General features: G+C 66.7%; 23 protein-coding genes. 13 read left to right on the top strand and 10 right to left on the bottom strand.

Going from position 1 to position 26,285, the window contains the following annotated elements:
- The first annotated feature begins 39 nt into the window (after positions 1 to 39).
- Positions 40 to 1,509: an NCS1 family nucleobase:cation symporter-1 gene (locus CA833_RS10350; RefSeq protein ID WP_207077972.1), complete on the top strand. Its 1,470-nt coding sequence runs from the start codon at positions 40 to 42 to the stop codon at positions 1,507 to 1,509.
- Between the two features lie 209 nt (positions 1,510 to 1,718).
- Here CA833_RS10350 and CA833_RS10355 read toward each other — a convergent pair whose 3' ends face one another.
- Complete coding sequence (locus CA833_RS10355) at positions 1,719 to 3,230, bottom strand: replicative DNA helicase (protein WP_142635573.1); 1,512 nt, start codon at positions 3,228 to 3,230, stop codon at positions 1,719 to 1,721.
- A 254-nt stretch (positions 3,231 to 3,484) separates the two neighbouring features.
- Between CA833_RS10355 and CA833_RS10360 the strand changes: the two genes are divergently transcribed.
- The 6 genes from CA833_RS10360 (at position 3,485) to CA833_RS10385 (ending at position 9,090) form a co-directional block, all read left to right on the top strand.
- Positions 3,485 to 3,967, top strand: coding sequence for a UPF0262 family protein (locus tag CA833_RS10360; protein WP_142635571.1), 483 nt, complete (start codon positions 3,485 to 3,487; stop codon positions 3,965 to 3,967).
- Positions 3,968 to 3,980: 13 nt separating this feature from the next.
- Positions 3,981 to 4,694, top strand: coding sequence for a glycoside hydrolase family 25 protein (locus CA833_RS10365; RefSeq protein ID WP_142635569.1), 714 nt, complete (start codon positions 3,981 to 3,983; stop codon positions 4,692 to 4,694).
- Entirely contained in the window at positions 4,691 to 5,146 is a 456-nt protein-coding gene (locus CA833_RS10370) for a cytidine deaminase (RefSeq protein WP_242526033.1), read from the top strand. Before CA833_RS10365 ends, CA833_RS10370 begins: the two co-directional genes overlap by 4 nt.
- Before the next feature lie 155 nt (positions 5,147 to 5,301).
- Positions 5,302 to 7,110: a methyl-accepting chemotaxis protein gene (locus CA833_RS10375; protein WP_142635567.1), complete on the top strand. Its 1,809-nt coding sequence runs from the start codon at positions 5,302 to 5,304 to the stop codon at positions 7,108 to 7,110.
- A gap of 53 nt (positions 7,111 to 7,163) precedes the next feature.
- A complete protein-coding gene (locus tag CA833_RS10380) occupies positions 7,164 to 8,303 on the top strand; it encodes a carbohydrate porin (RefSeq protein ID WP_207077973.1) in 1,140 nt (379 codons plus the stop codon).
- Positions 8,304 to 8,457: 154 nt separating this feature from the next.
- Positions 8,458 to 9,090 (top strand): alpha/beta hydrolase, encoded by a 633-nt coding sequence (locus CA833_RS10385; RefSeq protein ID WP_207077974.1) that lies wholly within the window; start codon positions 8,458 to 8,460, stop codon positions 9,088 to 9,090.
- A gap of 58 nt (positions 9,091 to 9,148) precedes the next feature.
- Here CA833_RS10385 and CA833_RS10390 read toward each other — a convergent pair whose 3' ends face one another.
- The 3 genes from CA833_RS10390 to CA833_RS10400 all read right to left on the bottom strand — a co-directional run bounded on the left by CA833_RS10390 (position 9,149) and on the right by CA833_RS10400 (position 11,774).
- Positions 9,149 to 10,297, bottom strand: coding sequence for a M14-type cytosolic carboxypeptidase (locus tag CA833_RS10390; protein WP_207077975.1), 1,149 nt, complete (start codon positions 10,295 to 10,297; stop codon positions 9,149 to 9,151).
- A complete protein-coding gene (locus CA833_RS10395) occupies positions 10,294 to 10,941 on the bottom strand; it encodes a DUF4136 domain-containing protein (RefSeq protein WP_207077976.1) in 648 nt (215 codons plus the stop codon). The genes CA833_RS10390 and CA833_RS10395 overlap by 4 nt, the downstream gene beginning before the upstream one ends.
- A gap of 92 nt (positions 10,942 to 11,033) precedes the next feature.
- The gene (locus CA833_RS10400) at positions 11,034 to 11,774 is read right to left on the bottom strand and encodes a DUF4136 domain-containing protein (protein ID WP_207077977.1); all 741 of its coding nucleotides are present in this window, start codon (positions 11,772 to 11,774) and stop codon (positions 11,034 to 11,036) included.
- 262 nt (positions 11,775 to 12,036) lie between these two features.
- Between CA833_RS10400 and ykgO the strand changes: the two genes are divergently transcribed.
- The 6 genes from ykgO to CA833_RS10430 all read left to right on the top strand — a co-directional run bounded on the left by ykgO (position 12,037) and on the right by CA833_RS10430 (position 17,126).
- A complete protein-coding gene (gene ykgO, locus CA833_RS10405; protein WP_029724010.1) occupies positions 12,037 to 12,162 on the top strand; it encodes a type B 50S ribosomal protein L36 in 126 nt (41 codons plus the stop codon).
- 109 nt (positions 12,163 to 12,271) lie between these two features.
- A complete protein-coding gene (locus tag CA833_RS10410; protein WP_207077978.1) occupies positions 12,272 to 12,892 on the top strand; it encodes an HAD family phosphatase in 621 nt (206 codons plus the stop codon).
- Positions 12,893 to 13,032: 140 nt separating this feature from the next.
- Positions 13,033 to 14,469 (top strand): circularly permuted type 2 ATP-grasp protein, encoded by a 1,437-nt coding sequence (locus tag CA833_RS10415; RefSeq protein ID WP_142635553.1) that lies wholly within the window; start codon positions 13,033 to 13,035, stop codon positions 14,467 to 14,469.
- On the top strand, positions 14,469 to 15,416 hold the full coding sequence (locus CA833_RS10420; RefSeq protein ID WP_142635551.1) for an alpha-E domain-containing protein: 948 nt from the start codon (positions 14,469 to 14,471) through the stop codon (positions 15,414 to 15,416). Before CA833_RS10415 ends, CA833_RS10420 begins: the two co-directional genes overlap by 1 nt.
- A gap of 14 nt (positions 15,417 to 15,430) precedes the next feature.
- Positions 15,431 to 16,294 carry a transglutaminase family protein gene (locus CA833_RS10425; protein ID WP_142635549.1) on the top strand — a complete coding sequence of 288 codons (864 nt, stop codon included), beginning with the start codon at positions 15,431 to 15,433 and terminating at the stop codon, positions 16,292 to 16,294.
- 58 nt (positions 16,295 to 16,352) lie between these two features.
- On the top strand, positions 16,353 to 17,126 hold the full coding sequence (locus CA833_RS10430) for a proteasome-type protease (protein WP_207077979.1): 774 nt from the start codon (positions 16,353 to 16,355) through the stop codon (positions 17,124 to 17,126).
- Positions 17,127 to 17,250: 124 nt separating this feature from the next.
- On the opposite strand, the gene CA833_RS10435 is transcribed toward CA833_RS10430, so the two are convergent.
- From CA833_RS10435 to CA833_RS10460, 6 genes are read right to left on the bottom strand one after another with little or no spacing between them, the layout of a single operon-like run.
- The gene (locus CA833_RS10435; RefSeq protein WP_185928608.1) at positions 17,251 to 17,655 is read right to left on the bottom strand and encodes a reverse transcriptase-like protein; all 405 of its coding nucleotides are present in this window, start codon (positions 17,653 to 17,655) and stop codon (positions 17,251 to 17,253) included.
- A gap of 13 nt (positions 17,656 to 17,668) precedes the next feature.
- Entirely contained in the window at positions 17,669 to 19,063 is a 1,395-nt protein-coding gene (locus CA833_RS10440) for a mannitol dehydrogenase family protein (RefSeq protein ID WP_207077980.1), read from the bottom strand.
- On the bottom strand, positions 19,060 to 20,478 hold the full coding sequence (gene uxaC / locus CA833_RS10445; protein ID WP_207077981.1) for a glucuronate isomerase: 1,419 nt from the start codon (positions 20,476 to 20,478) through the stop codon (positions 19,060 to 19,062). Before uxaC ends, CA833_RS10440 begins: the two co-directional genes overlap by 4 nt.
- Entirely contained in the window at positions 20,478 to 22,130 is a 1,653-nt protein-coding gene (locus CA833_RS10450; RefSeq protein WP_207077982.1) for a family 43 glycosylhydrolase, read from the bottom strand. Before CA833_RS10450 ends, uxaC begins: the two co-directional genes overlap by 1 nt.
- A 12-nt stretch (positions 22,131 to 22,142) precedes the next feature.
- Positions 22,143 to 23,144: an alpha/beta hydrolase gene (locus tag CA833_RS10455; RefSeq protein WP_207077983.1), complete on the bottom strand. Its 1,002-nt coding sequence runs from the start codon at positions 23,142 to 23,144 to the stop codon at positions 22,143 to 22,145.
- A gap of 57 nt (positions 23,145 to 23,201) precedes the next feature.
- Positions 23,202 to 26,102: a TonB-dependent receptor gene (locus tag CA833_RS10460; RefSeq protein WP_207077984.1), complete on the bottom strand. Its 2,901-nt coding sequence runs from the start codon at positions 26,100 to 26,102 to the stop codon at positions 23,202 to 23,204.
- Positions 26,103 to 26,285 lie beyond the last annotated feature (183 nt).

Raw genomic sequence — 26,285 nt, forward strand, 5'->3', positions numbered from 1 at the left:
CGGCATCGTGGGCCGCTCAGGCATCGGGGGACGCGGCAGATGGTGGATGGTGAAGGCGCGCTCTGGAATGCGGATCTCGCGCCGACGAGCGAGGCGCAGCGCAACTGGCGCTGGTGGCACTTCGCGGCGCTGTGGGTGGGCATGGTCGTTGCCGTGCCGAGCTGGATGCTCTGCGCCGGGCTGATCGACCAGGGCATGTCGGCCTTGCAGGCGATCGGCACGGTGCTGCTGGGCAACCTGATCATTCTCGTGCCGATGCTGCTGATCGGCCATTCGGGCGCGCGCTACGGCGTGCCTTTCGCGGTGCTCGCACGCGCCTCGTTCGGCACGGTGGGTGCGCGCCTGCCCGCCATGGCCCGCGCGCTGGTCGCCTGCGGCTGGTACGGCATCCAGACCTGGATCGGCGGCGAGGCGCTGCTGACACTGCTCGGCATCTTCCTCGGCGCGGACCTGCGCGGCGCGGCGCTGCCGTTCTTCGGGATCGGCATCGGCCAGTTGCTGGCTTTCCTGGTATTCTGGGGCGTGCAGCTGTTTTTCGTGCGCAAGGGCCTGACCACGATCCGCAAGCTGGAGACCTGGACCGCGCCCGCCAAGCTCATCGCCTGCCTCGGCCTTGTCTGGTGGGCGGTGGACGCGGCGGGCGGTGTCGGGCCGATCTTCTCGGCGCCTTCGGCCTTTGGTCCCGGCGGGGCAAGGGAAGGGCAGTTCTGGGCGGTCTGGCTGCCTGCGATTACCGCCATGGTCGGTTTCTGGGGTACGCTGGCGCTCAATATCGCGGACTTCACCCGCTTCGCGCATAGCCAGCGCGACCAGATGCTCGGCCAGGCGCTGGGCCTGCCGCCGACGATGGGGCTGATCGCACTGCTGAGCGTGATCACCACTTCGGCCACGGTGGTCATCCACGGCCGCGCGATCTGGGACCCGGTGGAACTGGCCGGAACGCTGTCGGGGCCCTTCGTGCTGCTGGGGCTGATCGTGATCGCGGTGGACACGGTATCGTGCAACATCGCCGCCAATCTGGTCTGCTCGGCCTTCGACTTCGCTTCGCTGAAACCCTCGAAGATCAGCTACCGCACCGGGGCGCTGATCACCGCGACCATCGGCCTTGTCATGATGCCGTGGAAGATCATGGCGAGCACGCAGGGCTACATCTTCACCTGGCTGACCGGCTACGGCGCGCTGCTGGGCCCGATCACCGGCATCCTGATCGCCGACTACTGGCTGCTGCGCGATGCGCGGCTGGACGTGGACGGGCTCTACCTTGAACAGGGCCCCTACACCTACCGCAAGGGCTGGAACCCGCGCGCGCTGATCGCGCTGGTGCTGGGTATCGCGCCCAATGTGCCGGGCTTCCTCTCGGTCGCCGCGCCGGGCGTGTTCGGGGAGGCGGGGGCGCTGTTCTCGGGGATCTATACGTATGCGTGGTTCGTCGGCGTGGCGGCGGCGCTGGGCAGCTATACACTGATGATGCGGGGCAGGGCGGCGGTGGCGGTTGTTGCCGTGGCTTGAAGTAGGAAAGTAAAAGCAGGGGAGCATAGCCCCCCTGCACCCCCAATACCGTCTAGGTCACGCGGACCAACCGCGTTGCGCGCCCATGGCTGCGCCGGGAGACTTATAGGCTGCGCCGCAAGGAGCGCACTGCGGATAGGCAGGGCACGACGCAGACATTCCAAGGGTCTGGGGGATCATCCCCCAGGACTTCCTCTTTCCTAATCCGCTCAATCGCTCTCGAAAGCCCCACGCATATCGTCGTCCGCCAGATCCGAGAACTTCGTGATCCGCGCTTCGAAGCGCATGCGGACCTTGCCGGTGGCGCCGTGGCGCTGCTTGGCGATGATGAGTTCCGAAAGGCCGGTCACTTCTTCCATCTTCGCGCGCCATGTTTCCCACTTGTCGCGCACGTCGGGGGTGTCGGTGTCGCTGGGGAACTTCGGCTCTGTGGCCTTCACGTAGTAGTCTTCGCGGAACACGAACCAGACCATGTCCGCGTCCTGCTCGATCGAGCCCGATTCGCGAAGGTCGGAGAGCATCGGGCGCTTGTCCTCGCGCGATTCCACCGCACGGGAGAGCTGCGAGAGCGCGATCACCGGAACGTGCAGTTCCTTGGCGAGCGTCTTCAGACCACGCGAAATCTCGGAGATTTCGTTCACGCGGTTGTCGGTGGCGCGGCCCGAGCCCTGCAGCAGCTGCAGGTAGTCGATGATGACGAGGCCGATGTTGTGTCGGCGCTTCAGGCGGCGGGCGCGGGTGCGCAGGCCGGCGATGGTGAGGCCGGGGGTATCGTCGATGAACAGCGGCAGTTCGGCGAGGCGCTGGCTGGCGAAGGACAGCTGCTGGAAGTCCTCGCGGCTGATCTTGCCCATGCGCAGCGCTTCGGAACTGATGCCCGACTGTTCGGCCAGGATACGCGTGGCCAGCTGGTCGGCGCTCATTTCGAGGCTGAAGAAGGCAGTCGCCGCGCCGACCGACTTTTCGACCGGGATGCCGTCCGCCAGATCGCGCTGCAGCCGGTCGGAGGCGTTGAAGGCGATGTTGGTGACGAGCGAGGTCTTGCCCATGCCCGGACGGCCGGCAAGGATGATCAAGTCGGAATCGTGAAGGCCGCCGATCTTGTTGTTCACCGAATTGAGGCCGGTGGTCTTGCCCGAGATGTGGCCGCCCGAATTGAACGCCTTCTCGATGGCGCCGATGGCGGTGCGGGTGGCGGCGGCGAAGCTCTTGGCCTCGTTCGCGGTGGAGGCGCCTTCGGCCACCTTGTAAAGCGCGGCTTCGGCGCGTTCCACCTGCTCCATCGGCTCCACCGATTCGGAGGTGTCCATGGCTTCGGCCACGAGATTGCGGCCCACCGAGATCAGTTCGCGCAGCAGGGCGAGGTCGTAGATCTGGGCGGCGAGTTCGCGCGGGGCGAGCAGGCCCTGGCCGTCGGCGGTCAGGCGGGCGAGGTAGGAGACGCCGCCCAGCGCCTTGAGCTGTTCGTCCGCCTCGAAATAGGGGCGCAGGGTAACCGGGGTAACCACGGCCTTGCGGTCGAGCAGCTGGAGGATGCGCTCGTAGATGCGGGCGTGGACAGGTTCGAAGAAGTGCGTGGGCGAGAGCTGCGTCGGAAGCTCCTCGATCACGCGGTTGTCGATGAGCACGGCGCCCAGGAACGCGGCTTCCGCCTCGACGTTCGAGGGCAGGCTGCGGGCTTCGGCCGCAGGCTCGCGGGTGATGAGGGCTTCGTCTGACATGAGGGACCGGACAATGCCCCAAGAGCGGGGTGAGCGGCAAGCGCGCCTGTGGAGCATTTGTATGCACAGCCTGTTGATGGCCGGTGGATAATCCTGCGGCTTGCTCCCGCTGTCACAGCTCCCTGCCGCGCCTGGGCATCGGCGGCGACATGAGGCCTGCCGGCAACACTGTATCGCAACCGTGTCTTTATGCGGGACTACGTGCCGGCTGCACTTGCTCGCTCATGCCGCAACCGCGTAAAGGCGCTCAGACCATGGCCGATCCGCGAATCTCGCATATCGAACTCGACGAGGCGACCATCCTGTGGCGCAACGCCGACATCGAGCAGGAACGGCGCATCGCGATATTCGACCTCATCGAGGACAATGTCTTCAGGCCCGTGCGCGCCTTCGAGGCCGGGCACGAGGGGCCTTATCGCCTGCGCCTGTCGGTGCGCGACGGGCGGCTGTCGCTCGACATCGGTAGTGAAGGCGGCGATCCGATCGAGACGATGGTGCTGGGGCTTGCCCGCTTCCGCCGTCCGGTGCGCGAGTACTTCGCGATTTGCGAAAGCTACTACCAGGCGATTCGCAAGGCCTCCGCGCAGGAGATCGAGACGATCGACATGGCCCGCCGCGCTATCCACAACAATGCGGCCGAACTGCTGCTCGAACGCCTCGACGGCAAGGTCGAAACCGACTTCCCGACCGCGCGCAGGCTTTTCACGCTGATCTGCGTCCTGCATATCCGGGGCTGAAGGGGGCTTCACGATGGCAAGGACTGGACCGGGCGCGATTTTGCGCAAACGTTTGCTGTGGCAAGGGCTGGCGGCCTTGCTGCTGATCGGCATCGTTGCCGGCTGCTGGGGCTGGTGGACGGTGCGCCACTGGCAGCCCTCGCGCCAGGCGTTTCCGGTGCAGGGCGTGGAAGTGGGGGCGGCGGACGGCCAGTTCGACTGGAAGTCGCTCAAGGCCATCGGCGTCGATTTTGCCTATGTCGATGCCAGCGCCAGCGCCTTTGCGCGCGATCCCCGCTTCGTCAGCAATTTTGCCGAAGCGCGCAGCGCGGGCGTGCAGGTGGGCGCGGTCCATCGCTATGATCCCTGCCAGCCGGCGCAGGCGCAGTCGGCCAATTTCGTCACCACGGTGCCGCGCGATTCGCGCCTGCTGCCGCCGGCCATCGATCTCGACATGCTGGCCGACAACTGTGCCTCGCCGGTGTCCGAGGCCAGGGTCGAGAGCGAGCTGATGACCTTCATCAACCAGATCGAGACCCATACCGGCAAGGCGGTGATCCTCAAGATCAGCCCGGCCTTCCAGTCGCGCTACCGGGTGGCGGCCAAGTTCGACCGCAAGCTGTGGCTGGTGGGGGACCGGATGGAGCCCGATTATGCCGGGCGGCCCTGGACGATGTGGACGGCCAACCAGTCGGCCGCCAACGAGATTGCGCAAGGGGGCCTGCGCTGGGTAGTGGTGCAGCCATGACCATGACGTTCACGACCGACCAGCGCGATGCGCTGCTTGCCGCCGCGCGCGAGGCCGCTGCCCGCGCCTATGCGCCTTATTCGAAGTTCCACGTCGGCGCCGCGCTGCTGATGGCCGACGGCTCGGTGGTGACCGGCGCCAATGTCGAGAATGCCAGCTACGGCCTCTCTCTCTGCGCGGAAACGGTGGCGGTGGCGGGGATCCTCTCCTCGGGCGACCGGGCGGGGGACAAGGGCAGGCTGGAAGCCGTTGCGGTGACCGGCGGCGCTCCCGGCGCGCCGGGCGAGGGCGACGTGGTCAGCCCCTGCGGCCGGTGCCGCCAGGTGCTCAACGAGATCGCGCAGATCGGCGGCAGCGACCCGCTGGTCTGGTGCGATGGCCGGGACGGTCCGGTGGAAATGCGGCTGTCGCAGTTGCTGCCGCACGCATTCGGCCCTGCCAACCTGCTGTAATTCCGGTGTCGGCGGCGGCATTCATGAGTTTACGACCTAGCTGATTTCCCCGAGTTCGCTCTCATCGAGATGGTTACTCCCGTAAGTGCATTACCGCGAGCACGGGGTCGTTGCCGCGCGCCGTGGCGCGGCGGGCCAAGGGGAGTATCCAATCCGTGGACGATCGCAGCGCAAGCATTCTCCACAGGTGCGCCATCGGTTTCGGCGTATTGGTCGCGGCGGCGGTGATCTGGGCGGGGGTCGGCTGGTTCAGCGCCTCGCGCGTCGACGCTTCGCTGGACGAAGTCCAGAAAGCCACCGGGCTGCTGCGCAACCACATGGAAGCGGACATGGACCATGATGCCATCAACAGCGGCGTCATGGCCCAGCTCGCCGCGCGCAGTGTCGGCGCCGTGGATGGGCGGGGGGCCGGACAGGACACGCTGGATACCGTGGCCGAGTTCCGCAAGCTGATCGCCAGGGACCAGGCCTTCGAAGGGGCGCCGGACGTGCACGAGGCGGCCATGGCGGTGACCGAGGATGTGCGTGTCTACCTTGAGACCGCCACCGAGATAACCCGGCGCCTCCAGGCCGGAGAACCCGTCAACGACGGCGATGTCGAGCGCTTCCACCGCACTTTCGAGACGCTCGAGGGCAGCCTTGCCAAAGTGTCCGACCAGGTCGAGGCCCATGTCGAGGCCACGCGCGAGCAGGCGGCGGCGGCGATCCTGTTCAACCAGATCGTCGGGCTGGTCTGCCTCGTTTCCATCATGGCGGTGCTCTATGCGGTCTGGCGCCGGATCCGCGGTGACGCGATCGTCCCGGTGATCGCGGTGGGCGAGGCCGTCGCCCAGCTCAGCCGCGGCGACTACGCGGTCCTGGTGCCTTATACCGAAGCCCGCAGCGAGATCGGTATCCTTGCCCGTTCGGCCGAAGACTTGCGCGACCGTCTGCTGCGCGCCGAAGCCGAGCGCGCCGAGCAGGAACAGGCGATCGTCTCCACCCTGGGCGATGCGCTGGCACGGCTGGCGGAAGGCGATCTCACCAAGCGTCTCGAACAGGATCTCGGCGGCGCCTTCGGCAGCCTGCGCAGCGACTTCAACCGGGCGGCGGAGGACCTCTCCCGCGTGTTCAGCCAGGTCACCGAAGCCAACGGCGAAACGCTCAACACCAGCCGCGAGATCGCCGCTTCGGTCGGCGATCTGTCGAACCGCAACGAGCAGCAATCGATGTCGGTGCAGTCGATCTCGGGGGCCATTTCCAGCGTCACCGGGCGGGTCATCGAGGCCGCGCACACCGCCGCCTCGGCGCAAAGCGAGGTGAACGAGATCGGCGGCGAGGTCTCGCGCGGGGGGCAGGTGATCCGCGACGCCATCGAGGCGATGGACCGCATCGAATCCTCCTCGCGCGAGATCGGCCAGATCATCGCCGTCATCGACGGCATTTCCTTCCAGACCAACCTGCTGGCGCTCAATGCGGGCGTCGAGGCCGCCAGGGCCGGGGAAGCGGGCAAGGGCTTTGCGGTGGTCGCCACCGAAGTGCGCGCGCTGGCGCAGCGTTCGGCCGATGCCGCCAACGACATCAAGAACCTGATTTCGGCATCCACCGGCGAAGTCGAAAACGGGGTATTGCTGGTGCGCGAGGCAGGGCAGGTGCTGGAGGCGATCATCGGCCGTATGGGGGGGATCTCCGAACTCATGGACAAGCTGAGCGCCGGTGCGGGCGAGCAGTCCGCGATGCTCCAGCAGATCGACGGGTCGACGACCTCGCTCGAGCAGATCACCCATTCCAACGCCGCGCTGGCCGAGCAGGTGACCGCGGCCACCCGGCAGGTGGTGGTCGCCACCGAGGATGTCGCGCGCAAGCTGGCCGCGCTGACTTTTGCGCGGGGCGGCGGTCAGGCACGGGAAGGCGGCGTCCGGGCGATCGGGCAGGGGAGGGGCGGGCAAGCGGGCCAGGAAGTCGTCGCCTGGCGCGCGGCGTGATCATGCCGCGGGGGCGGCGCAGGTCAGCCTGCGGGATGGCATCGGTATGGGCATTGGCATCGGCATTGGAACTGGTGCTGCCGCCGGCGGCGAGCGCCGAGGCGCCGGTCCAGGCGGAGGTGGTCTACACCGCCGATCTTGCCCAGCCGATACGCGGCGGGGCGGACCGCAAGCTGCGCTATCTCGACAATCTCGACCTTGTCGCCGAAGCCGACCTCGATGCACTGGTCGGCTGGCATGGCGCCCGCGCGCATGGCTACGTGCTGGTCAACAATGGTGCCCATCCCAACACGGCGGCCGGGTCGCTGGAAGGGGTGAACAACATCGAGGTCGGCAAGGCGGGCGTGCGCTTGTTCGAAGCCTGGGCCGAGCAGGACATCGGTTCGCGAGGGGCTCTGCTGGTGGGGCTCTATGATCTCAACAGCGAGTTCTACGCGCTCGAATCGGCAGGGCTGCTGCTGGGGCCGCCGTTCGGCATCGGCACCGAACTGGCGGCAACCGGTCGCAACGGGCCGTCGATCTTTCCCTCCAGCGCGCTGGCCGTGCGGGCGAACCTGCGGCTGGGGGAGGGGGAGAGCTACGTCCGGGTGGCGGCCTTCAACGCCCATGCCGCGACCCTCGGCGATCCGGGCGGCGTCGATTTCGGCTTCCACGACGGACTGCTGCTGATCGGCGAGGGCGGGCTGGGGCGGCAGCATGCGCGCCTTTCCCTCGGCCTTTGGGCCTATACCAGGGCGCGCGAGGCCTATTACAGCGATCCCGCCGACCCGGACCCGCAGCGCCGTCATGCCCGCGGCGCTTATGTGCAGGGCGAATTCCAGTTGCCGGGCGCCGGGGAAAGCGCGTTCCAGGCCTTCGTGCGGGCCGGATTTTCGCGAGGGGGGACAACGCCGTTTGCCTGGAGCGCCAGTGCGGGCCTGTTCCGGGCGCCGGTGCTCGCCGCGCGCCCGGGCAGTTCGGCCTCGCTCGGCGTGCATTACGCGGGTACCGGCCGGTCCTTCCGGCAGGAGGCGCGTGCGCTGGGACAATTTCCCGCATCGTCCGAATATACCCTGGAGGCGACGTACTCCGATCGTCTGGCCGATTGGCTCACGGTCCAGCCGGATCTGCAGCTGGTGTGCCACCCTGGCGGACTGCGCGGTGCGCCCGCAGCGCTGATCGGAACCGTTCGCCTGACCCTGACCTTGCCCTGAGCGGGAGAGCGGGAACCGGCATCTCGGTTCGGCAGGCGTGCGGCGCATCTGGTCGCGGCGTTATTGTCAATCAATATGGTTGAGTTATGGTGGGGCTGTCGGGACGTAGACAGAGTCGACCGGCGCTTTTCCCAACCCTCGTTGGAGCAGCCCCATGACCCACTATCGTTATCCCCATGCCCGAGACCATGTTCCGCTGATCCTGCTCGTCCCCGCCGCGCCCTTGCGGGAGGGGCACTGGATGCAGCGCTGGGTGCAGTGGAGCGAACATTGCCGCGTGCTCGAACTGGGCATGTGGGACGAGCCTCATCGCAATACCTGGGTGAACAAGCTCAACCTCGCGATCCGCCGCGCGGACCGGCCGGTGGTGGTCGTCACCGACGATATTGCCGCGCTGGCACTGGCCTGGTGGGTGCAGTTCGAAAGTGTCGGGCCGGAGAACCCGGTGCTGGGCGCGATCGCCGTCAATCCGCCGAACATGGACCTGCCGGGCGCCGATCCGCGGCTTTCGCGCTTCGGTGCCTGTCCGCGCCAGACGCTGCCGTTCCCGACGTTTGTGGTCAGCGATCTCGATGCCTCGGCGGCGCAGCAGCGCGCGGTGATCCGCCTGGCGCGGGACTGGGGTGCCTCGCCGGTCTGCGACCAGATCCGCGGCGACTGGGCTTCCGGCTGGATGCTGCTGCAGACGGTGCTGGAACTGGAACCCGCCGGTGCGGTGACGCCGCAGTGGTCGCACGACGAGAATGTCGCGGTGCGCGAGGCCCTGCGCCAGTGGGCGGGGATTTGAAGGTTGCCGCCGGGTTGAAGGCGGGGATGACCGTGCATCCCCGCCAGAACGCTTGAACTTACCTGGCTTCGCGCTCGACCAGCCATTCGAGCAGGGCGCCCATGCAGTCACGGCCGAGCTGGGCGGAGCGTTCCGGGCTCCATGCCTGCGCCGGATCGGCGGCATCGTCGTGGTCCTTGAACGGCATTTCCAGCGTCATCGACACCGCGCCGAAGCGTTCGGCGACATGGTTGGTCGACATCGTCAGGTTGGCGCGGCCCGGCGCGGAGACGGCATAGCCGAGCTTGCGCTGGAAATCGGGGGTGCGGCGGTCGAGGATCTCGCTGAAACGGTCGTAACCCGCCTGCTGCTCGGCCTTGATCGAGGGGATGCCCTGGAAGCCGGCCATGAACACGGCCGGGATCGCCTCGTCGCCGTGGACGTCCATGGCGAAGTCGACGCCGGTGCCGTCCATGGCATTGCGCACGGCCAGCACTTCGGGTGACTTGTCCGCCGTCGGCGTGTCCCATTCGCGGTTGAGGTTCACGCCCACCGCATTGGTGCGCAAGTGGCCGCGCGCCGAACCGTCCGGGTTCATGTTGGGCACGACGTGGAAGCGGCAGCGCTTGCGCAGTTCGCGGCCTACCGAATCGGCGGGATCGGCCAGTACGTCCAGCGCGCCTTCCATCCACCATTCGGCCATCGATTCACCCGGATGCTGGCGGGCGTAGAGCCAGACCTGCTTCTCGCCCTCGCCCATCTCGACGCAGTCAAGCGGCTGGCCGTCGAGCGTGTGGCCGAGGCAGCGGTAGGTCACGCCCTCGGTGGTGGCGAGGTCGGCGATCAGGTCATGGTGGCGCTCCATCGAGTAGGGCGCGAAATAGGCGAACCAGGCAAGGTCCGTTTCCGGCACGTAGCGGATGGTCAGGGTGCCGTTGTCCTCACCCGCGTCGAAGGTGCTGGCGGCGAGCGCCCAGTACTGGCGGTCTTCCGAGACGCGGGCGTTGTAGTTCGGCCAGCCGCCCGGATAGGCCGAGCCGTTGAGCCCGGTGATCTTGAGGACAAGTTCCTCTCCGGCGATGTCCGTGCCGCTGACGCGGAAGTGGAACCACTGGAAGAACTCGGAATCCTTGTCGTGCCGGATCGCGAGGCGGGCGGTGGCGCCGTCGGTGGAGAGGACTTCGATGTTGCCGGAATCGAAAGCGGAGGAGATGTGGAGGGTGGTCATTTGACCAGGATAGTTTCGCCCGACTTGCCCGGAAAGCCCTTGAACAGCGCTTCGGCCATTTTTGCCGAACCAAGCGAGGTCTGCGCCATCGGCGACTTGGCGCTGACGGTGAAGCTGGCGCGGCCTTCCCACAAGGTGCGCCCGCCGGTTCGGTCGCGAATCATCACCTGCATGCGGGTGTCGACCTGGTCGGCGGGCTTGCCGGAAAGGTCGATGCCGATCCCCAGCCCGACGCCCGAGCCGTAGTTGCCGGCATTGCCGCCGACCCCGACCGAGACCGGCCCGCGCTGCGATGCCGGCTTGAGGGTGCGCCGCTCGATCGTGACCACGGCGACTTGCGCGTTGGCAACCTGTTCGCCGGGCAGGGGCTGGCGGTAGCCGATCCTCGCCAGTTCCTGCCCCACCGCCGCCGCATAGGCGCGGAATTCGAGACTGCTCTCGTCCTGACCGGGCCCGGCTTCGATGCGGATCACGCCCTGGCCGAGCGCGGGGCCGTCGGGCAGGCTGAAGCGGGTGACTTCCACCGGCCCCACCGGCGCGACGCAGCCGCCCAGCATGGCAAGCGCCAGCAGCGGCGTCAGCAACGGGGCGGCGAGACGGCGCCGACGGGAAAGGGAGGCCGAAGGATGGGTGGCCGTGGTCATGAAACGCTCTCCGCTGGGCAAGTGCCTGGACGATAACCCTATTTATACTGCGGAGCCATGGTCCACCGAATCATGCGCCGATCATGCGCCGATCATGCGCCGATCGGGTCGGCCTTGGGGAAGCCGTCGAAGAGCGCGGTGGCCAGCTTGCCGGCGATGCGGTCGTCCGGCCAGTCGTTGTCGCCTTCGCGGGTGGCGATGGTGGCATAGCCTTCCCACAGCACCTTGCCGCTCGCCTTGTCGACGATGCGGGTGTCGAGCCGGGTGCTGACGAGGGCGCTGCGCGGCTTGGTGAGGTCGACGTTCACGGCCAGGCCATAGGCCGAGCCGTGGTTGCTCACGCCCATGGCGGCGGAGCCGCTGACGGGGCTGCGCTTTTCCTCGGCCGGGGAGAGGACCTGGCGGGAGACTTTGAGCTCGACGTCCTGCCCGCCCTTGTCGGGCTTGCTCTGGGTGTCGTAGCCGGCGCCGACGAGCGCGTCGATGATCGCGGCCTCGTAGCGGGCGCGTTCAGGGCCGGAGATCCACGCGCCGTCGCCCGATTCGGACGTGACGGTCACGGTGCCGTGGCCCAGTTCGGCGACTTCGGGCCCCTGGGCCGCGAATCGGCTCACTTCGACTCGGCCCTCGCGCGGGTCCTTGCTGCTGCGATAGGGCGAGGAGGCCGGGCCGCCCATCAGCGGGTCGTTCCAGCCGCCGCCCCAGCCCGAACCGTAGCCACCGCCCCAGCGCGAGCCCCAGCCGGGCTGGGCCTGAACGGCGGAAGCGACAAGCGTGAGGGCAAGGCCGGAGGCGAGGCCAGTGGCGAGAATCGCGGCTTTGAGCGTGTTCATCGGTGTTCTTGTGTCCGAAAGAATCGGTTGGGTCGCACCCTGCGATGGTTTATCGGAGCCTGGCGATTGCCCCATGATGAACGGGGCGATTCTACAGACAGAGTACGAAAAACCGGGCAAGATCAGGGCGCGTTCGAGCACAAGGCATGGGCTCTCGCGCTTGACTTTGCAAGCCACTGCCACTAACGGCGCCACTTCAAATTTCTGGCGGCGGCCCAGTTGCTGTTGGAACAACCGCCGAACCACCAAGACGAGACGAACCATGAAGATTGTGAACAGCCTGAAGTCGCTCAAGGGTCGCCACCGGGACAACCGCGTGATCCGTCGTCGCGGCCGCACTTACGTGATCAACAAGACCAACCGTCGCTTCAAGGCTCGCCAGGGCTGATTCGTCTTGCCCGTCCCCGCCTTGGCGGGGCGTCGGGCAAGCCGTCATCGCGACGACATTGGACCCCCGCCCCAGGCGGGGGTCTTGTCATGTCCGGAGCACGCGTGAAATGCAGAATGCCGATCCCGTCCAGGCCGTCGTTTTTGATGTCGGGCGCGTGCTGGTCCAGTGGGACATGCGCGGCCTGTTCGCGCGGCTGATCGACGATCCCGGGAAGCTCGACTGGTTCTGCACGCACGTGGTCACCGAGGAGTGGCATTTCGAGCATGATGCCGGGCGCGATCTCGAAGAGATGGTCGCCGCGCGCAAGGCCGAGTTTCCCGGTCACGACGACCTGATCGACGCTTATGCCACGCGTTTCCTCGAGACGATCCCGGGCCATGTTCCCGGCAGCCACGAGATCGTGCGCGAACTCGCCGCGCGCGCCGTGCCGCTCTATGCCATCACCAATTTCGCCAGCACTTTCTGGCGCGAATTCCGGGCCAGCGAGCCGCTGTTCGACCTGTTCGGCGATGTTGTCGTCTCGGGCGACGAGAAGCTCGTGAAGCCGCACCGCGAGATCTACGAGCTCGCCGCCCGCCGTTTTGGCCATGCGCCCGAATCGATGCTGTTCATCGACGACAATCCCGACAATATCGCCGGTGCCGCGACGCTCGGCTGGCAGGTCCACCATTTCCGCGACGCCGAAGCCCTGCGGGCCGACCTGACCGGGCGCGGCTTGCTTGGGTGAAGTTGCTTGCGGTGGAATGATATCGTTTGAATAGTTCTCCGTAGTGCCCGGCAGGGTAAATATTTTTCTTTCGCAGTTGCAGCGTAACCGCTTGGCAAGTGCGAATCCTTGTTGCATCACATGGTCAACAGGGAGTCACAATGTCGGCTGCGGGCAAAACCAACTTCGACGAAATGCTTGAAACGGACGGGTCTGTCAGACCCGCCTATGCCGATCTCAGCCAGTGGTATGAATCGCAGGACAAGACCTGGTTCAATCGCCAGCAGGCCGAGGCGGAGCGGTTCTTTCGCCGCATCGGTATCACCTTCAATGTCTATGGCGACGAAGCGGCCGAAGAACGGCTGATCCCCTTCGACCTCATCCCCCGCATCATCACCGCCCGCGAATGGCGCAAGCTGACGCGCGGGATCGAGCAGCGGGTGCGGGCGCTCAATGCCTTCCTGCAGGATCTCTATCACCGCCAGGAAATCGTCCGTTCGGGCCGGTTGCCGATCAGCGCCCTGCGCGACAATGTCGCCTACCTGCCGCAGATGATCGGCATGACCCCGCCCGGCGGCGTCTATACCCACATCGTCGGCATCGACCTCGTGCGCACCGGTCCCGATGAATTCATGGTGCTGGAGGACAATGCCCGCACGCCTTCGGGGGTCTCCTACATGCTGGAGAACCGCGAGACGATGATGGCGATGTTCCCGGAACTGTTCACCAAGGTTCCGGTACGCCCCGTTTCCGACTATCCGCGCCGCCTTGCCCGCAGCTTGCGCGCCTGCGCGCCGCCGGCCTTCAAGGGATCGGGGCGGCCGACGGTGGCGGTGCTGACGCCGGGCATCTACAATTCGGCCTATTTCGAACACGCCTTCCTGGCCGACCAGATGGGCGCCGAACTGGTGGAGGGCAGCGACCTGCGGGTGGTGGACGGGCGCGTCGCCATGCGCACGACCACCGGCTACAAGGCGATCGACGTGATCTACCGCCGGGTGGACGACGATTATCTCGATCCGCTGAGCTTCCAGCCCGATTCGGTGCTGGGCGTTGCCGGGATCATGGATGTCTACCGGTCGGGCGGCATCACCATCGCCAATGCCCCGGGCACCGGCATCGCTGACGACAAGGCGATCTACAGCTACATGCCCGAGATCGTCGAGTTCTATACCGGCGAGAAGCCGATCCTGCCCAATGTGCCGACCTGGCGCTGTTCGGAACCCGATGCCCTGGCCTATGTGCTCGACAACCTGTCGGACCTTGTCGTCAAGGAAGTCCACGGTTCGGGCGGCTACGGCATGCTGATCGGGCCGACCTCCTCGAAGAAGGAACTGGCCGCCTTCGAGGCCAAGCTGCGGGCCAAGCCGCACAACTACATCGCGCAGCCCACGCTGTCGCTTTCCACCGTGCCGATCTTCACCAAGGCGGGGCTCTCGCCGCGCCATGTGGACCTGCGGCCCTATGTCCTGGTCTCGCCCGACGGGATCGACATCACGCCGGGCGGGCTCACCCGCGTGGCGCTCAAGAAGGGCTCGCTGGTGGTCAATTCGTCGCAGGGCGGCGGCACCAAGGATACCTGGGTACTGGACGAATAATGCTCGGACGTGCTGCCAACGGCGTTTACTGGATGAGCCGCTACCTTGAACGGGCGGAGAATACCGCGCGGCTGATCGACGTGGGGTTCCACCTCGCGCTGACCCGCAGCGACAAGCATGCGCAGGACGAGGAGTGGAAATCGGTCCTCACCACCACCGGGCAGGTGGACGACTATGCCGCGCGCCATTCGGACTTCGGCGGGCCGCAGGTGTTCAATTACCTGCTGCGCGAGAAGGACAACCCGGCCTCGGTGCTGCGCATGATGGAGAATGCGCGCACCAATGCCCGCATGGTCCGCACCAGCCTCACCAATTCGGTGTGGGAGGCCACCAACGAAGGCTGGATGAACCTTTCCGAGCTGCTCGCGCGGCCGGTGCGCGAGGCCAACCTTGGCGAAGTGCTCACCGCGATCCGCCGGCAGGGCACGCTGGTGCGCGGCGCGCTCGAAGGCACGATGCTGCGCAACGAGGTGTTCAACTTCGCGCGCATCGGCACCTTCATCGAGCGGGCCGACAGTACCGCGCGTATCCTCGACGTGAAGTATTACGTGCTGCTCCCCTCGGTGGCCTGGGTGGGGTCCAGCCTCGACAACGTGCAGTGGGATACGCTGCTGCGCTCGGTGGCGGGCAACCGTGCCTATTCCTGGCTCAACGCCGGGGCGATGGACCCGCGCGGGATCGCCCGTTTCCTCATCCTCGACGGCCAGTTCCCGCGCAGCCTTGTGTTCTGCTACGAGAAGCTGCGCAGCAATCTCGGCGGGCTGGCCAAGGAGTACGGCGAGGAGACGTCCGCGCACGCGATCATGCGCGACACCGGCGAGATGCTCCAGCGCACCACGATCGAGGGCATCTTCGAGACCGGCCTCCATGAATTCCTCCAGGACTTCATCGGCCGCACCAGCCAGCTCGGCAACGCCATCGCCGCCGATTACCGCTTCATCGAGTAGAAGGGACAGATCCCATGCTGCTGACCGTGACCCACACCACCCGCTACACCTTCGACAGTCCGGTCATGCACGGTCTTCAGCGGCTGAAACTGCGGCCCAAGACCACGCATGGGCAGGAAGTGGTCGACTGGGCGATGGAGCTGACCGGCGCCACGGCCGAGAGCGACTACGACGACCATCATGACAGTCACACCACGCTGATCGCGATCGAACCGGGGGCGCAGGAGGTTGTCGTGACCTGCCGGGGCACCGTGCGCACGGTCGACAACAACGGCATTACCGGCCAGCACAGCGGGCTGATGCCGCTCTGGATGTTCCTGCGGCCGACCCCGCTGACCCGGGCCGGGGCGCGGGTGCGGGCGCTGGTCGAGGCGGTGGACGCGGACCCGCGCGATCCGCTGGAATTCCTCCACGCGCTCTCCGCCAAGGTGGCCGAGCGGGTCGAATACGTGCGCGGTTCCACCGATACCAAGACCACGGCGGAAGAGGCGCTGGCGGCAGGCCGGGGGGTATGCCAGGACCATGCCCATGTCCTCATCGCGGCGGGGCGGCTGCTCGAGATTCCGATGCGGTACGTCGGCGGCTATCTCAAGATGAACGACCGGGTGGAGCAGGACGCCGGGCACGGCTGGGCCGAGGCGCATATTGCGGGGCTGGGCTGGGTCGGATTCGACGTGTCCAATGCCATGTGCCCCGATGAACGGTATATTCGCGTGGCCACCGGTTGCGATTATAGTGAGGCGGCTCCGGTAACCGGGATTGCGACGGGAGGCGGGGATAGCCGTCTCGAAGTGCGTTTGTCGGTGGGCGAGAAGATGCTAGGCCAGCAGCAACAGCAGCAGTCCTCCCATGGCGGACAGCAGCAGCAAAGCGGCTGAAGCCGGGATCCCCGCGCAGGACAGGCGGGGAAGCGAAATGATCGGGGCTTAGAATTCCATGACCTATTGCGTGGGCATGATGCTGGACCGCGGGCTCGTGCTGATGAGCGACACCCGCACCAATTCCGGGGTCGACAATATCTCGACCTTCCGGAAGATGTACCATTGGCAGGTTCCCGGAGAGCGGGTGATCGCGGTGATGACGGCGGGCAATCTCGCCACCACCCAGGCGGTGATCAGCCAGCTTGAGGAACGCAACAAGGCCCCGGCGGAGCGGCACAATTCGCTGCTTGAAGCGCCGACCATGTTCCAGGTCGCCACGATCGTCGGCAACCTGCTCCAGGACGTGATCGAGGAACGCGCGGCCGACAATGGCCAGACCGCGGCGGCGGGCACCTTCAGTGCGACGATGATCGTGGCGGGCCAGATCAAGGGCATGGAGCCGCGCCTGTTCCTGATCTACCCCGAAGGCAACTTTATCGAGGCCAGCTTCGATACGCCGTTCTTCCAGATCGGCGAGACCAAGTACGGGCGCCCGATCCTGATTCGCGGCTATGAGCGCGACATGAGTTTCGAGGCGGCGGTGAAGCTGATGTGCGTCTCGTTCGATTCGACACTCAAGGCCAATCTCTCGGTCGGCATGCCGCTCGACCTGCTGGTGCTGGAAACCGATGGCTTCACCCCGCTGCACGAACGCCGGATCGAGGCCAGCGATCCTTATTTCCAGTCGATCTCGACCAGTTGGGGCGAGGCGCTGCGCCAGGCGCTGGAAGGGTTGCCGGACTATACGCTGGACGAAGCCGCGGGCGGCAGGCTCACGGGCACGGCGTGAAGCAAGCGGGTTTGGGAAACCGCGCCGCCAGCGCGGTTTAACGGCGATACCGCTCTGCCAGCGGGTTTAGCGCGGATGTCGCGCCGCCAGCAGGTTTAGCGCGGATGTCGCGCCGCCAGCAGGTTTAGCGGGGATGTCGCGCTGCCAGCGCGATTCCGGCGAGGTTCTGTTCGCGCTTGATCCAGCGGATCCGCGCGGGGCGCACGTCGCGGGCAAGCGCGATGACGCGGGAGAGATGGCCGCCGTCCTCGAGACGATCCGCGGCTTCATCCGGACGGGCAAGGGCCTGACTGGCCTGCCCGGTGATCTCCCGGGCATCGCCGATGAATTCGGCCCCGGTCAGGCCCTGCGCCTGTGCCAGTTCCAGGGCGCGGATCAGCGCCAGCCATTCGGCATCGCGGTTGGTGCCATGGCCAAGATCGTCCTCGAAATGGACGGTGCCGCGCACCACCACGGCCACCTCGATGCGGCCGGGATTGGGGCGGCAACCGCCGTCGAAGAACAGTTTGACGCGGCGGCGCACGACCATCCGGAGCCTCGGGTCAGGCGGTCGCGCGGGCCAGTCGCTGGGCCAGCGCGGCAAAGTCGGCCTCGCTCGCCTGCCAGGTCTTGGCGAACAGCCCTTGCGCGCCGAACAGCGCCCGCGGGGTGCCGTCCACGCCCTCATCGCGCCAGATGTCGGCAAGGCGCGCGGCCATCGGATCGTCGACCGGCCCCCACTTGGCGGCATTGTCGCCGCGCACGTGGCGCAGCCATGCCGCCAGCGCGGTGAGGATTGCCGGGCACTGCAGGCCCTTTTCCTGATTGGCGGCGAGCGTTTCCAGCCAGCGTTGGGGGATCTTCTGGCTGCCGTCCATTGCGATCTGGATCAGCCGGTGCTGCAGCGCGGGATTGGCGAAGCGGGCCAGCAGCGCGTCGGCATAGGCCTGAAGGTCCTGCCCCGGCGCGGCCTGGATGGTCGGCTGGGCTTCCTCGTGCATCAGCCGCTCGATCAGCGGGCGGATCGCCGGATCGCCGACTGCCTGATGGACAAAGGCATGCCCGTGTTCGAGGCCGAGATAGGCCAGCGCCGAATGCGCGCCGTTGAGCATGCGCAGCTTCGCCGCCTCGTAAGGCGCGACATCGCCGACCAGTTCGGCGCCGACATTCTCCCACTGCGGGCGAGGGCCGGCGAACTTGTCCTCGATCACCCACTGGCTGAACGGTTCGGTCATCACCGCGCCGTCGTCGTCCAGCCGGGCGAGCGTCGCCACCATCTTGCGGTCGGCGGCGGTGGTGGCGGGCACGATGCGGTCGATCATCGCGCAGGGGAACGTGCATTCCGCCGCCACCCAGGCGCCGAGATCGGCATCCTTGAGCGCGAGGTATTCGCCCATCAGCCGCTCAAGCTGGCGGCCGTTGAGGGCAAGATTGTCGCAGGAAAGCAGCGTCAGGCCGGGCAGGCCCTGTTCGCGGCGGCGGCGCAGACCCTGTTCGAGGAAGGCGTAGATGCTGCCGTGATGCGCCAGGAACGGGTCGAGCGATCCGTCGGCCGCGCGGCAATAGCCCTTTTCGGTGACGGTGAAGGTCACGATCCGGGTTTCCGGCGCGGCGATGGCCGCGATCACCGCTTCCGGATCCTCGCTGGCGACGATCACCCGCTGGACCGATCCGATCACGCGCATGCGGTTGCGCTCGGCCGAGCATTCGGTGAGCGTGTAGAGCCCGTCCTGCGGATTGAGCTGGCGCGCGACATTGGCCGAACGCAGCGAAACGCCGATGATGCCCCAGTCCCGGTCGCCCCTGGCCATCGCCCGGTCGGTATACCAGGCCTGATGCGCGCGGTGGAACGCGCCGATGCCGAAGTGGACGATGCCCGCCGCCTGCGCGCTGCGGTCATAGCCCGGGCGGGCGACGGATTCGGGCAGACGGGACAGCGTTTCGCTGGAGAGTCTCACAGACGATAGGCCTTCTTGACGAGATTGTAGGTCAGGTCACGCGCCAGTTCGGCGGCTTCCCAATCCTCGATACGATGCTCCATTACGAGTTCGGCAAGGAACCCGCAATCGATCCTGCGCGCGACATCGTGGCGGGCGGGGATCGACAGGAACGCGCGGGTATCGTCGTTGAAGCCCACGGTATTGTAGAAACCGGCGGTTTCCGTGGCCGCACGGCGGAAACGGCGCATGCCTTCGGGGCTGTCATGGAACCACCATGCCGGGCCCAGCTTCAGGCAGGGGTAGTGCCCGGCCAGCGGCGCCAGTTCGCGGGCATACGTGCTCTCATCCAGGGTGAAGAGGATCACCGAGAGGCCGGGCTCGTTGCCGTACTTGTCCAGCAAGGGCTTGAGATTGGCGACATATTCGGTGCGCGAGGGAATGTCCGCGCCCTTGTCGCGGCCGAAGCGCTCGAACACGCGGGCATTGTGGTTGCGGAAGGCGCCGGGGTGGATCTGCATGACCAGCCCGTCCTCCAGGCTCATGCCGGCCATTTCGGTGAGCATCTGCGCGCGGAACAGTTCGGCGTCCTCGGGTGTGAAGCTGCCCTTGCTGACCTTGTCGAACAGCGCTTCCGCCTCGGCGGGCGAGAGGTCGGCCGTCCTCGGCGTCGGGTGACCGTGGTCGGTGGAGGTTGCGCCCATTTGCGCGAAGAAGCGGCGGCGCTGGCGGTGCGCGGCAAGGTAGCCTTGCCAGGTGAGGCAATCCTCTCCGGTGATCCCGGAGAACTTCGCAAGGTTGTCGCGGAAGCCCTCGAATTCCGGGTCGATGACCGGATCGGGGCGATAGGCGGTGATGACCTTGCCCTGCCAGCCGCCGGGGCGGGCGTTTTCGGCGCGGATCGCGGCGTGGTGTTCCAGCGTGTCGAGCGGGCTTTCGGTCGTCGCGATCGCCTCGATGCCATAGCGGTCGAACAGCGCGCGCGGGCGGAAATCGTCCGTCGCCAGCTTTTCGGTGATGGTGTCGAAATAGAGGTCGCTGGTTTCGGCGTTCAATTGCACGCTGATGCCGAAGGCCTCGGCAAAGACCCAGTCCAGCCACATACGCGACGGGGTGCCGCGGAACAGGAAGTAGTTTTCCGCAAGCAGTCGCCACGCCGCGCGGGGATCGGCGTCGCGGTTGCGCACGCCGAGGTCCTCCATCGCGATCCCTTGCGAATAGAGCATGCGGAACACGTAGTGGTCCGGCACCAGCAGCAGCTCGGTGGCGTTGCCGAAGGTCTCGTTGCCGGCGAACCAGCGCGGATCGGTGTGGCCGTGCGGGCTGACGATCGGCAGGCCTGCCATGTGGCGGTAGAGCTCGCGCGCCAGCTTGCGGGTGGCGGGATCGGCCGGGAGCAGGCGGTCGGGGTGAAGTTCAAGGGGGCGAATGGGCATCAGTCTTCCAGAGCGGTGAAACGGAAATCGCGGAAAATGGCTTCGCCTTCACCGGCAGCATATAGGCCGGGACGCAGCATGAGGAACCCCCCACGGACATTGTGGTGGTAGCCGGAGACCTCCATGCCGCGATCAAATCGCTTCCACGTTTTCCCGCCATCGCCGGAGGTATGGTAGGAAACGATGTGGCGGCGGTTGGTCACGCGCATCTTCATGCGGCGGCCGAGCGGGTTGGCGGGGCGGCCGCGTTCCATGCCGTACTGGTGGGTGACGAAGCGGGTCTGGTCGAAGCCCAGCCCGGCGTAGAGCTTGTCGTCATAGAACAGCACGAGGCCGGCGGTGCCGCCGGGCGGAATCTCGATGTCGCATTCGAACCGGTAGCTGGTGTCGCCCGCGACCAGCAGCAGCGGCGATCCGCTCGACGGGGCGAGGCCCTTGCCCTTGAGATGCAGCGCGCCGTTCTCAACCCGCACGCGGCTGGCCTCGTCGGGCGCGGGGCGGAAGAACGACCACTTGGCGCCCATCGCCAGCGGTTTCGAAAAATCGTCCGACAGCGCCATGCCATGCGGCAGGGGCCTGGCCACTTTCGGCACCGGCAGCGGCTGCGAAAGATCGCCGCCGGTCATGCGGAACCAGCCGTCACCGGTCCATTCGATGGTATCGAGCAGGCACTGGCGGCCAAGTGTCCAGAAGCCGTTCTCGAACCCGTGGTAGAGCGTGTACCAGCGCTTGTCCGGCCCTTCGACCAGCGAGGCATGGCCGCGCGACCACCAGGCTTCGGACTGGTTTTCGGTGCGGACCAGCGGATTGCCGGGATGCTGTTCCCACGGCCCGTGGATCGACCGCGCGCGGGCGGCGATCACCATGTGGCCGGTCGGCGGGCCGGCGGTGCCGCCCACGGCGGTAAGCATGTAGAACCAGTTGCCGTGGCGGTGGATCTTGGGGCCCTCGGGCGAGAAACCCTCGACATCCCAATCCTCGGGATAGTGCCAGGGATCGTAGACATGCTCGACCTTGCCCGCCAGCGAGAGCCCGTCCTCGGTGAGCCTTACGCGGTCTCCGCCGGAAAGGAACAGCCAGCGCGAACCGTCCTCGCCCACCGCGTGGCAGGGGTCGATATGCTCGTGCAGGCCCAGCGGTTTCGGGTCGCTCCACGGGCCGTCGATGTGATCGGCCCAGATCACGTAGATCTCGTTGGGCTCCGCCTTGACCGGGATGTAGAGGAAATAGCGGCCCTTGTGTTTTTCGAGGCTCACCGCCCAGACCGAGCCGATATTGCGGGTGAGCGCGGGCTTCCGCGGCTGCCAGTTCACTAGGTCGCGGCTGTGCCAGATGGTGAGGCCGGGATAGGAATCGAAGCTGGAAAAGGTGAGGTAATAGTCCTCGCCGTCCTTGAGGATCGCCGGGTCGGGCCGGTCCCCGGAAAGCACCGGGTTGAGCATGATGCCCCCAGTGGCCGTAGCGCCGAGATCGGCAATGCGCTGGTTGTCGAACCCGCGCCGCCAATGGACGGGAGCCGGGGCGGGCGGAGGAGGAGAGTTGCCCGCCCCGGGCTCCCTTGCGGCAGCGGCTTCCCCCCGAAGCCCGCCTGCTGCAAGACCGGCGCCGCCGATCAGGGCGGCCCTTAGTGCTTCACGTCTGTCCATGCTCATTCTGTCGGTTCTCTATCCCAGGCCCTTGGTCCGCGCCCAGGCGCGCCAGAGTTCGGGCCATGCCTCCACCGGCTTGCCGATGGCCTTGCGCAGGCCAAAACCGTGGCCGCCGTGTTCGAAGAAATGCGCCTCCACCGGAATGCCGCGCGCCTTCAATGCGGCGCGCAGGCGCACGGTGTTTTCCGCCGGCACGGCGTCGTCATCCTCGGCATGGAGCAGCCAGTGCGGCGGGGCGTCGGCGGGCACGGTGCGGTCGGGCGAATAAGTCGCTTCCAGCGCAGGCGTGGGGGCGGGGCCAAGCAGCAGGTCGCGCGATCCGGCATGGGCGATGGCGGGATCCATCGAGACCACCGGATAGATCGGCGCGGCGCAGAAGGGCTTGGCGGAAAGCCGGTCCGCCGCGTCCACCGGCGCATAGACCGCAGCGGCGAAGCGGGCGGCGAGGCTGGCGCAGACATGGCCGCCGGCGGAAAAGCCCATGGCGGCAACACGCTCGGGATCGATCGCGAAGTCGCGCGCGCGGTGGCGGATCAGCCGCATGGCGCGCTGGGCATCGATCAGCGGGGTGTCGGGTCCGCTGGCCCAGCCTTCGCCGGGCAGGCGGTAGAACAGCACGAAGGCGGTGAAGCCGCGCGCGGTCAGCCAGCGCGCCATTTCGTAGCCTTCCTTGTCGACCACCACCCACTTGTAGCCGCCGCCGGGCGTCAGCAGCACCGCCGCGCCATTGGGCCGGTCGGGCCGGAACACCGCCATGCGCGGGCGGGTGATGCCGTAGACGGCGCGGTCGGTGACGAGTTCGTCGGAAGAGCGTTCGTCGACCGTTTCGGTGAGCGCTTTTGTGGGCAGGCCCGGCGCGCCCCTGGGCCAGAGGTCGATGGTCTCGGCAGGTTGGGGCAGGCCGGGGGCGCGGGGCTTGCCCGTGGCCACCGGCGGCGCGGTCTGCGCCATAGCGTCTCCGGCGACCAGGCCGGAAACGAGAGAGGCCGCCATGAACGATCGACGGTCGAAGGTCATGACGGCACTCTCCAATTTTAAGTCAGGTATTCAGAGCCATCGGGCCGGTGGCAGGGATCAGTACTTGACCCGCGCGCCGAACAGGATGGTGCGCCCGAAGTGGTTGTTCTCGTAGTTGCGCTCGGCCGTCACGTCGGTGAAGCGGTAGCGGTAGGTGTCGGTCAGGTTGTTGCCGTCGATCGACAGTTCCAGCCACTCGGTCGCCTTGTAGCGGATCGCCGCGTCGACGCTGGTGTAGGAGCCGTACCCTTCAAAGACGTTGCCGGTGGCGCTGGTGCCGTCCACGAAGGGACCGCGATAGCTGACCGAGCCACGGATGCTGAACGTGCCGTCGTCATAGTAGAGCGTGGCGTTGGCGGCTTTCTTCGACACGCCGAGCAGGGTCTGGGTATAGACCGCCGAGACGCCGGTGAGGGCGCAGGCGCCGGTCGTCGCATTGCGGGTACAGGCCGAAGTGGCGGGCCCGGTGATCGTGTAGTCGGCGTTGCTCTTGATGAAGGTGGCGTTGCCCTGGAAGCCGGTGTGGCTGAGAATGCCCGGCAGGAAGGTGAAGGGCAGTTGCAGCGCCACTTCCACGCCCTTCAGTGTCGCCCCGGTGCCGTTGACCTGCGAGGAGACGATGTATTCCTGATTGGGGTCGTAGTTGATGTAGGCCGGCGTGCTCTGGCCCAGCACATCGCGGCCGAGGCCGAGCTGCGGCAGGGTGGCGACATAGGTGCCGGCAACCGGGAAGCTCTCGATCTTCTTGATGAAGCCGGCGACCGAGAACAGCGCGCCGGGGGCGAAGTACCATTCGACCGAGGCGTCGAAGTTGGTCGCGCGGTAGGGATCGAGGAACGGGTTGCCGAAGGTCACGCGGTAGTTGAAGCCGTCGACCGAACCGCCCGGATTGAGGTTGCCGAGCGAGGGACGGGTGATGACCTTGGCGATCGCGCCGCGCACGATCACGTCGTGGGCGGGGTAGAACGCGAGGTTCATCGCCGGCAGCCAGTCGTCATACGTGCGCGAGACGGTGCCGGCGAGCCCGGCGGTGTAGCCGGTCGACTTCTGCGCGGTATGGGCATAACGAACGCCCGCGTTGCCTGCATATTCGAGGCCGAACAGGTCGCCCTTGAAGTCGAACTGGAAGTAGCCGCCCGAGGTGGTTTCCTGAACGCGGCGGTTGTTGCCAAGGTCCTCCTTCGCGGTGCGGTCGTAGAGGTTGGTATAGGCGGCCGCCTTGGCGATGTCGGCCACCAGCCACTGGTCGGTGGTGCCGCTCGATTGACCGGCGTCGCCGAGGTTGACGATCTGCGAGATCCCGGAACTGACCGGCAACCCGTAGACCGAGGTCGAGCAGGTGACCTGGCCGAGGATCAGGTCCAGGGTGCCGTTGGCGCCGCAGGCGGCGGTGTCACGCTGGAACAGCTGGGTGCGGAAGTTGTAGCGCCGCCAGACCGCGCCGACCTTGAAGGTGGCGCCCTCGGCGATGTCCCACTCGGTACGCAGCTGCGCGGTCTTGAAGCGGTTCTTCACGTAGGAGGGACGGTCGCGGATTTCGGCCAGCTGGAAGTTGGCCGGATCGGTCACGTCGAGGCCGTAGCTCAGCACCGGCGACTTCATGTCCGAATAGTCGTAGCTGAAGCCGTTGGCGGTCTTGTTGTCGTAGGCGATCGTGGTCTCGACCGGGATGTCCGCGTTGGACTGCGACATGCCGCCCAGCACGGTGAAGCGGAAGCTGTCCGAAACGTCCTGGTCCCAGGTCGCGCCGATCTGGTAGAACTCGGTCTTCGACTTGCGCAGGTAGCTTTCGGTGCGGACGTAGGCGTTGTTGAACGTGGCGCTGACCATGTTGCCGTTGTCGTCGTAGACCGGGTCCACCACGTTGAAGCGGCGCTCGTTGGAGCGGGCCAGCACTTCCAGCCATTGTTCCGCGCGCTTTTCCTTGAACGAGGAAAAGAGGCCGTCGACCGAGATCTTGGTGCGGTCGGTCGGTTCGAACTGGATCGAGCCGGTCAGGCCGAGGCGCTCGCGGTCATGCTCGACCTTGCCATAGCGCGGGATGCGCGGGTGGAACGAGAGCGAGGCTGCATCGCAGGCCGCGGAGGGACGGTAGCCGCCGCCGGAATTGACCGGGCTGCCGCCGGTCGCGCCGACGTTGGAGTAGAAGCAGGGCGTGCCGTCCACCGAGTTGAAGTAGGCCTGCGACCAGCGCACCGTGTTGTTGCCGGTCTCCAGCGTATCGGTGTGCGAATAGGCGCCCGACAGCGCGATGCCGAGCGTGCCCGCATCGTTCTTCCACGCCAGCAGGCCGGCAATGCGCGGGCCGACGTTCTTCGACAGGTCGTTGTACGAACCCTGCACGTTGAGCACGGCGGAAATGCCCGTCTTGCCCGAAAGCGGGTTGCCGGTGTTGAGATCGACCACCGCGCCCAGCGAGCCTTCGTCGAGGCTGGCTTCGGCGGTCTTGTGGACGACCAGGCTGGAGAACAGTTCGGAGGCGAAGACGTTGAAGTCGAAGGCGCGGTCGCGGTTGGCCGAGGCGCCGTCCGAGCTGGTGGCGATGGTTTCGAGGCCGTTCACACGCACGCGGGTGAACTGGGCGCCGAGGCCGCGCACGGTGATCGCGCGGCCTTCGCCGCCGTCACGCTGGATCGAGATGCCGGGGATGCGCTGGAGCGATTCGGCCAGGTTCTGGTCGGGGAACTTGGCCATGTCCTCGGCCACGACGGCATCGACGGCGGAAACCGAATCGCGCTTCACGCTGAGTGCGGCTTCCAGCGACTTGCGGAAGCCGGTGACGATGATGTCCTCGGTGGTGGTGCCCGATTCGGCGCCTATGGCTGCCTGCGGCTCAGCGCCAGCTTGCGTGCCAGCCTGCGCGCCATCCTGCGCGAATGCGGCCTGCGGCAGGGCCAGTGCGCTGCCGGCCACCAGTGCGATCTTGAACAGCGAAATCCTCGAAACATGCGACGGCATGGTCACTCCCCCTCGCGGCCTTTGTGGCCTGTCTATGATACCGGTGTCATAGGGAAGTGCGGCAAGACCGCGCACCCTTTCGTCCGGCATTCTGCTCCCTGCGCCTTGCGGCGCACTCTCATGCACCGTTCGGTGCCTTTCGGCGAGCCGGCATTTGTCCTTATGGACAATCTGCGGGCTTCA

The organism is Novosphingobium sp. KA1 (genome assembly GCF_017309955.1).
Lineage (GTDB): Bacteria > Pseudomonadota > Alphaproteobacteria > Sphingomonadales > Sphingomonadaceae > Novosphingobium.

Bases quoted from the DNA above. Each gene is read 5' to 3' on its own strand.
- CA833_RS10455 (WP_207077983.1), bottom strand. From the start codon at position 23,144: ATGACCTTCGACCGTCGATCGTTCATGGCGGCCTCTCTCGTTTCCGGC.
- CA833_RS10460 (WP_207077984.1), bottom strand. From the start codon at position 26,102: ATGCCGTCGCATGTTTCGAGGATTTCGCTGTTCAAGATCGCACTGGTG.
- uxaC (WP_207077981.1), bottom strand. From the start codon at position 20,478: ATGCCCATTCGCCCCCTTGAACTTCACCCCGACCGCCTGCTCCCGGCC.
- CA833_RS10410 (WP_207077978.1), top strand. From the start codon at position 12,272: ATGCAGAATGCCGATCCCGTCCAGGCCGTCGTTTTTGATGTCGGGCGC.
- CA833_RS10395 (WP_207077976.1), bottom strand. From the start codon at position 10,941: ATGACCACGGCCACCCATCCTTCGGCCTCCCTTTCCCGTCGGCGCCGT.
- CA833_RS10415 (WP_142635553.1), top strand. From the start codon at position 13,033: ATGTCGGCTGCGGGCAAAACCAACTTCGACGAAATGCTTGAAACGGAC.
- CA833_RS10400 (WP_207077977.1), bottom strand. From the start codon at position 11,774: ATGAACACGCTCAAAGCCGCGATTCTCGCCACTGGCCTCGCCTCCGGC.
- CA833_RS10355 (WP_142635573.1), bottom strand. From the start codon at position 3,230: ATGTCAGACGAAGCCCTCATCACCCGCGAGCCTGCGGCCGAAGCCCGC.
- CA833_RS10370 (WP_242526033.1), top strand. From the start codon at position 4,691: ATGACCATGACGTTCACGACCGACCAGCGCGATGCGCTGCTTGCCGCC.
- CA833_RS10430 (WP_207077979.1), top strand. From the start codon at position 16,353: ATGACCTATTGCGTGGGCATGATGCTGGACCGCGGGCTCGTGCTGATG.
- CA833_RS10385 (WP_207077974.1), top strand. From the start codon at position 8,458: ATGACCCACTATCGTTATCCCCATGCCCGAGACCATGTTCCGCTGATC.
- CA833_RS10420 (WP_142635551.1), top strand. From the start codon at position 14,469: ATGCTCGGACGTGCTGCCAACGGCGTTTACTGGATGAGCCGCTACCTT.
- CA833_RS10390 (WP_207077975.1), bottom strand. From the start codon at position 10,297: ATGACCACCCTCCACATCTCCTCCGCTTTCGATTCCGGCAACATCGAA.
- ykgO (WP_029724010.1), top strand. From the start codon at position 12,037: ATGAAGATTGTGAACAGCCTGAAGTCGCTCAAGGGTCGCCACCGGGAC.
- CA833_RS10365 (WP_142635569.1), top strand. From the start codon at position 3,981: ATGGCAAGGACTGGACCGGGCGCGATTTTGCGCAAACGTTTGCTGTGG.
- CA833_RS10360 (WP_142635571.1), top strand. From the start codon at position 3,485: ATGGCCGATCCGCGAATCTCGCATATCGAACTCGACGAGGCGACCATC.
- CA833_RS10435 (WP_185928608.1), bottom strand. From the start codon at position 17,655: ATGGTCGTGCGCCGCCGCGTCAAACTGTTCTTCGACGGCGGTTGCCGC.
- CA833_RS10425 (WP_142635549.1), top strand. From the start codon at position 15,431: ATGCTGCTGACCGTGACCCACACCACCCGCTACACCTTCGACAGTCCG.
- CA833_RS10450 (WP_207077982.1), bottom strand. From the start codon at position 22,130: ATGAGCATGGACAGACGTGAAGCACTAAGGGCCGCCCTGATCGGCGGC.
- CA833_RS10350 (WP_207077972.1), top strand. From the start codon at position 40: ATGGTGGATGGTGAAGGCGCGCTCTGGAATGCGGATCTCGCGCCGACG.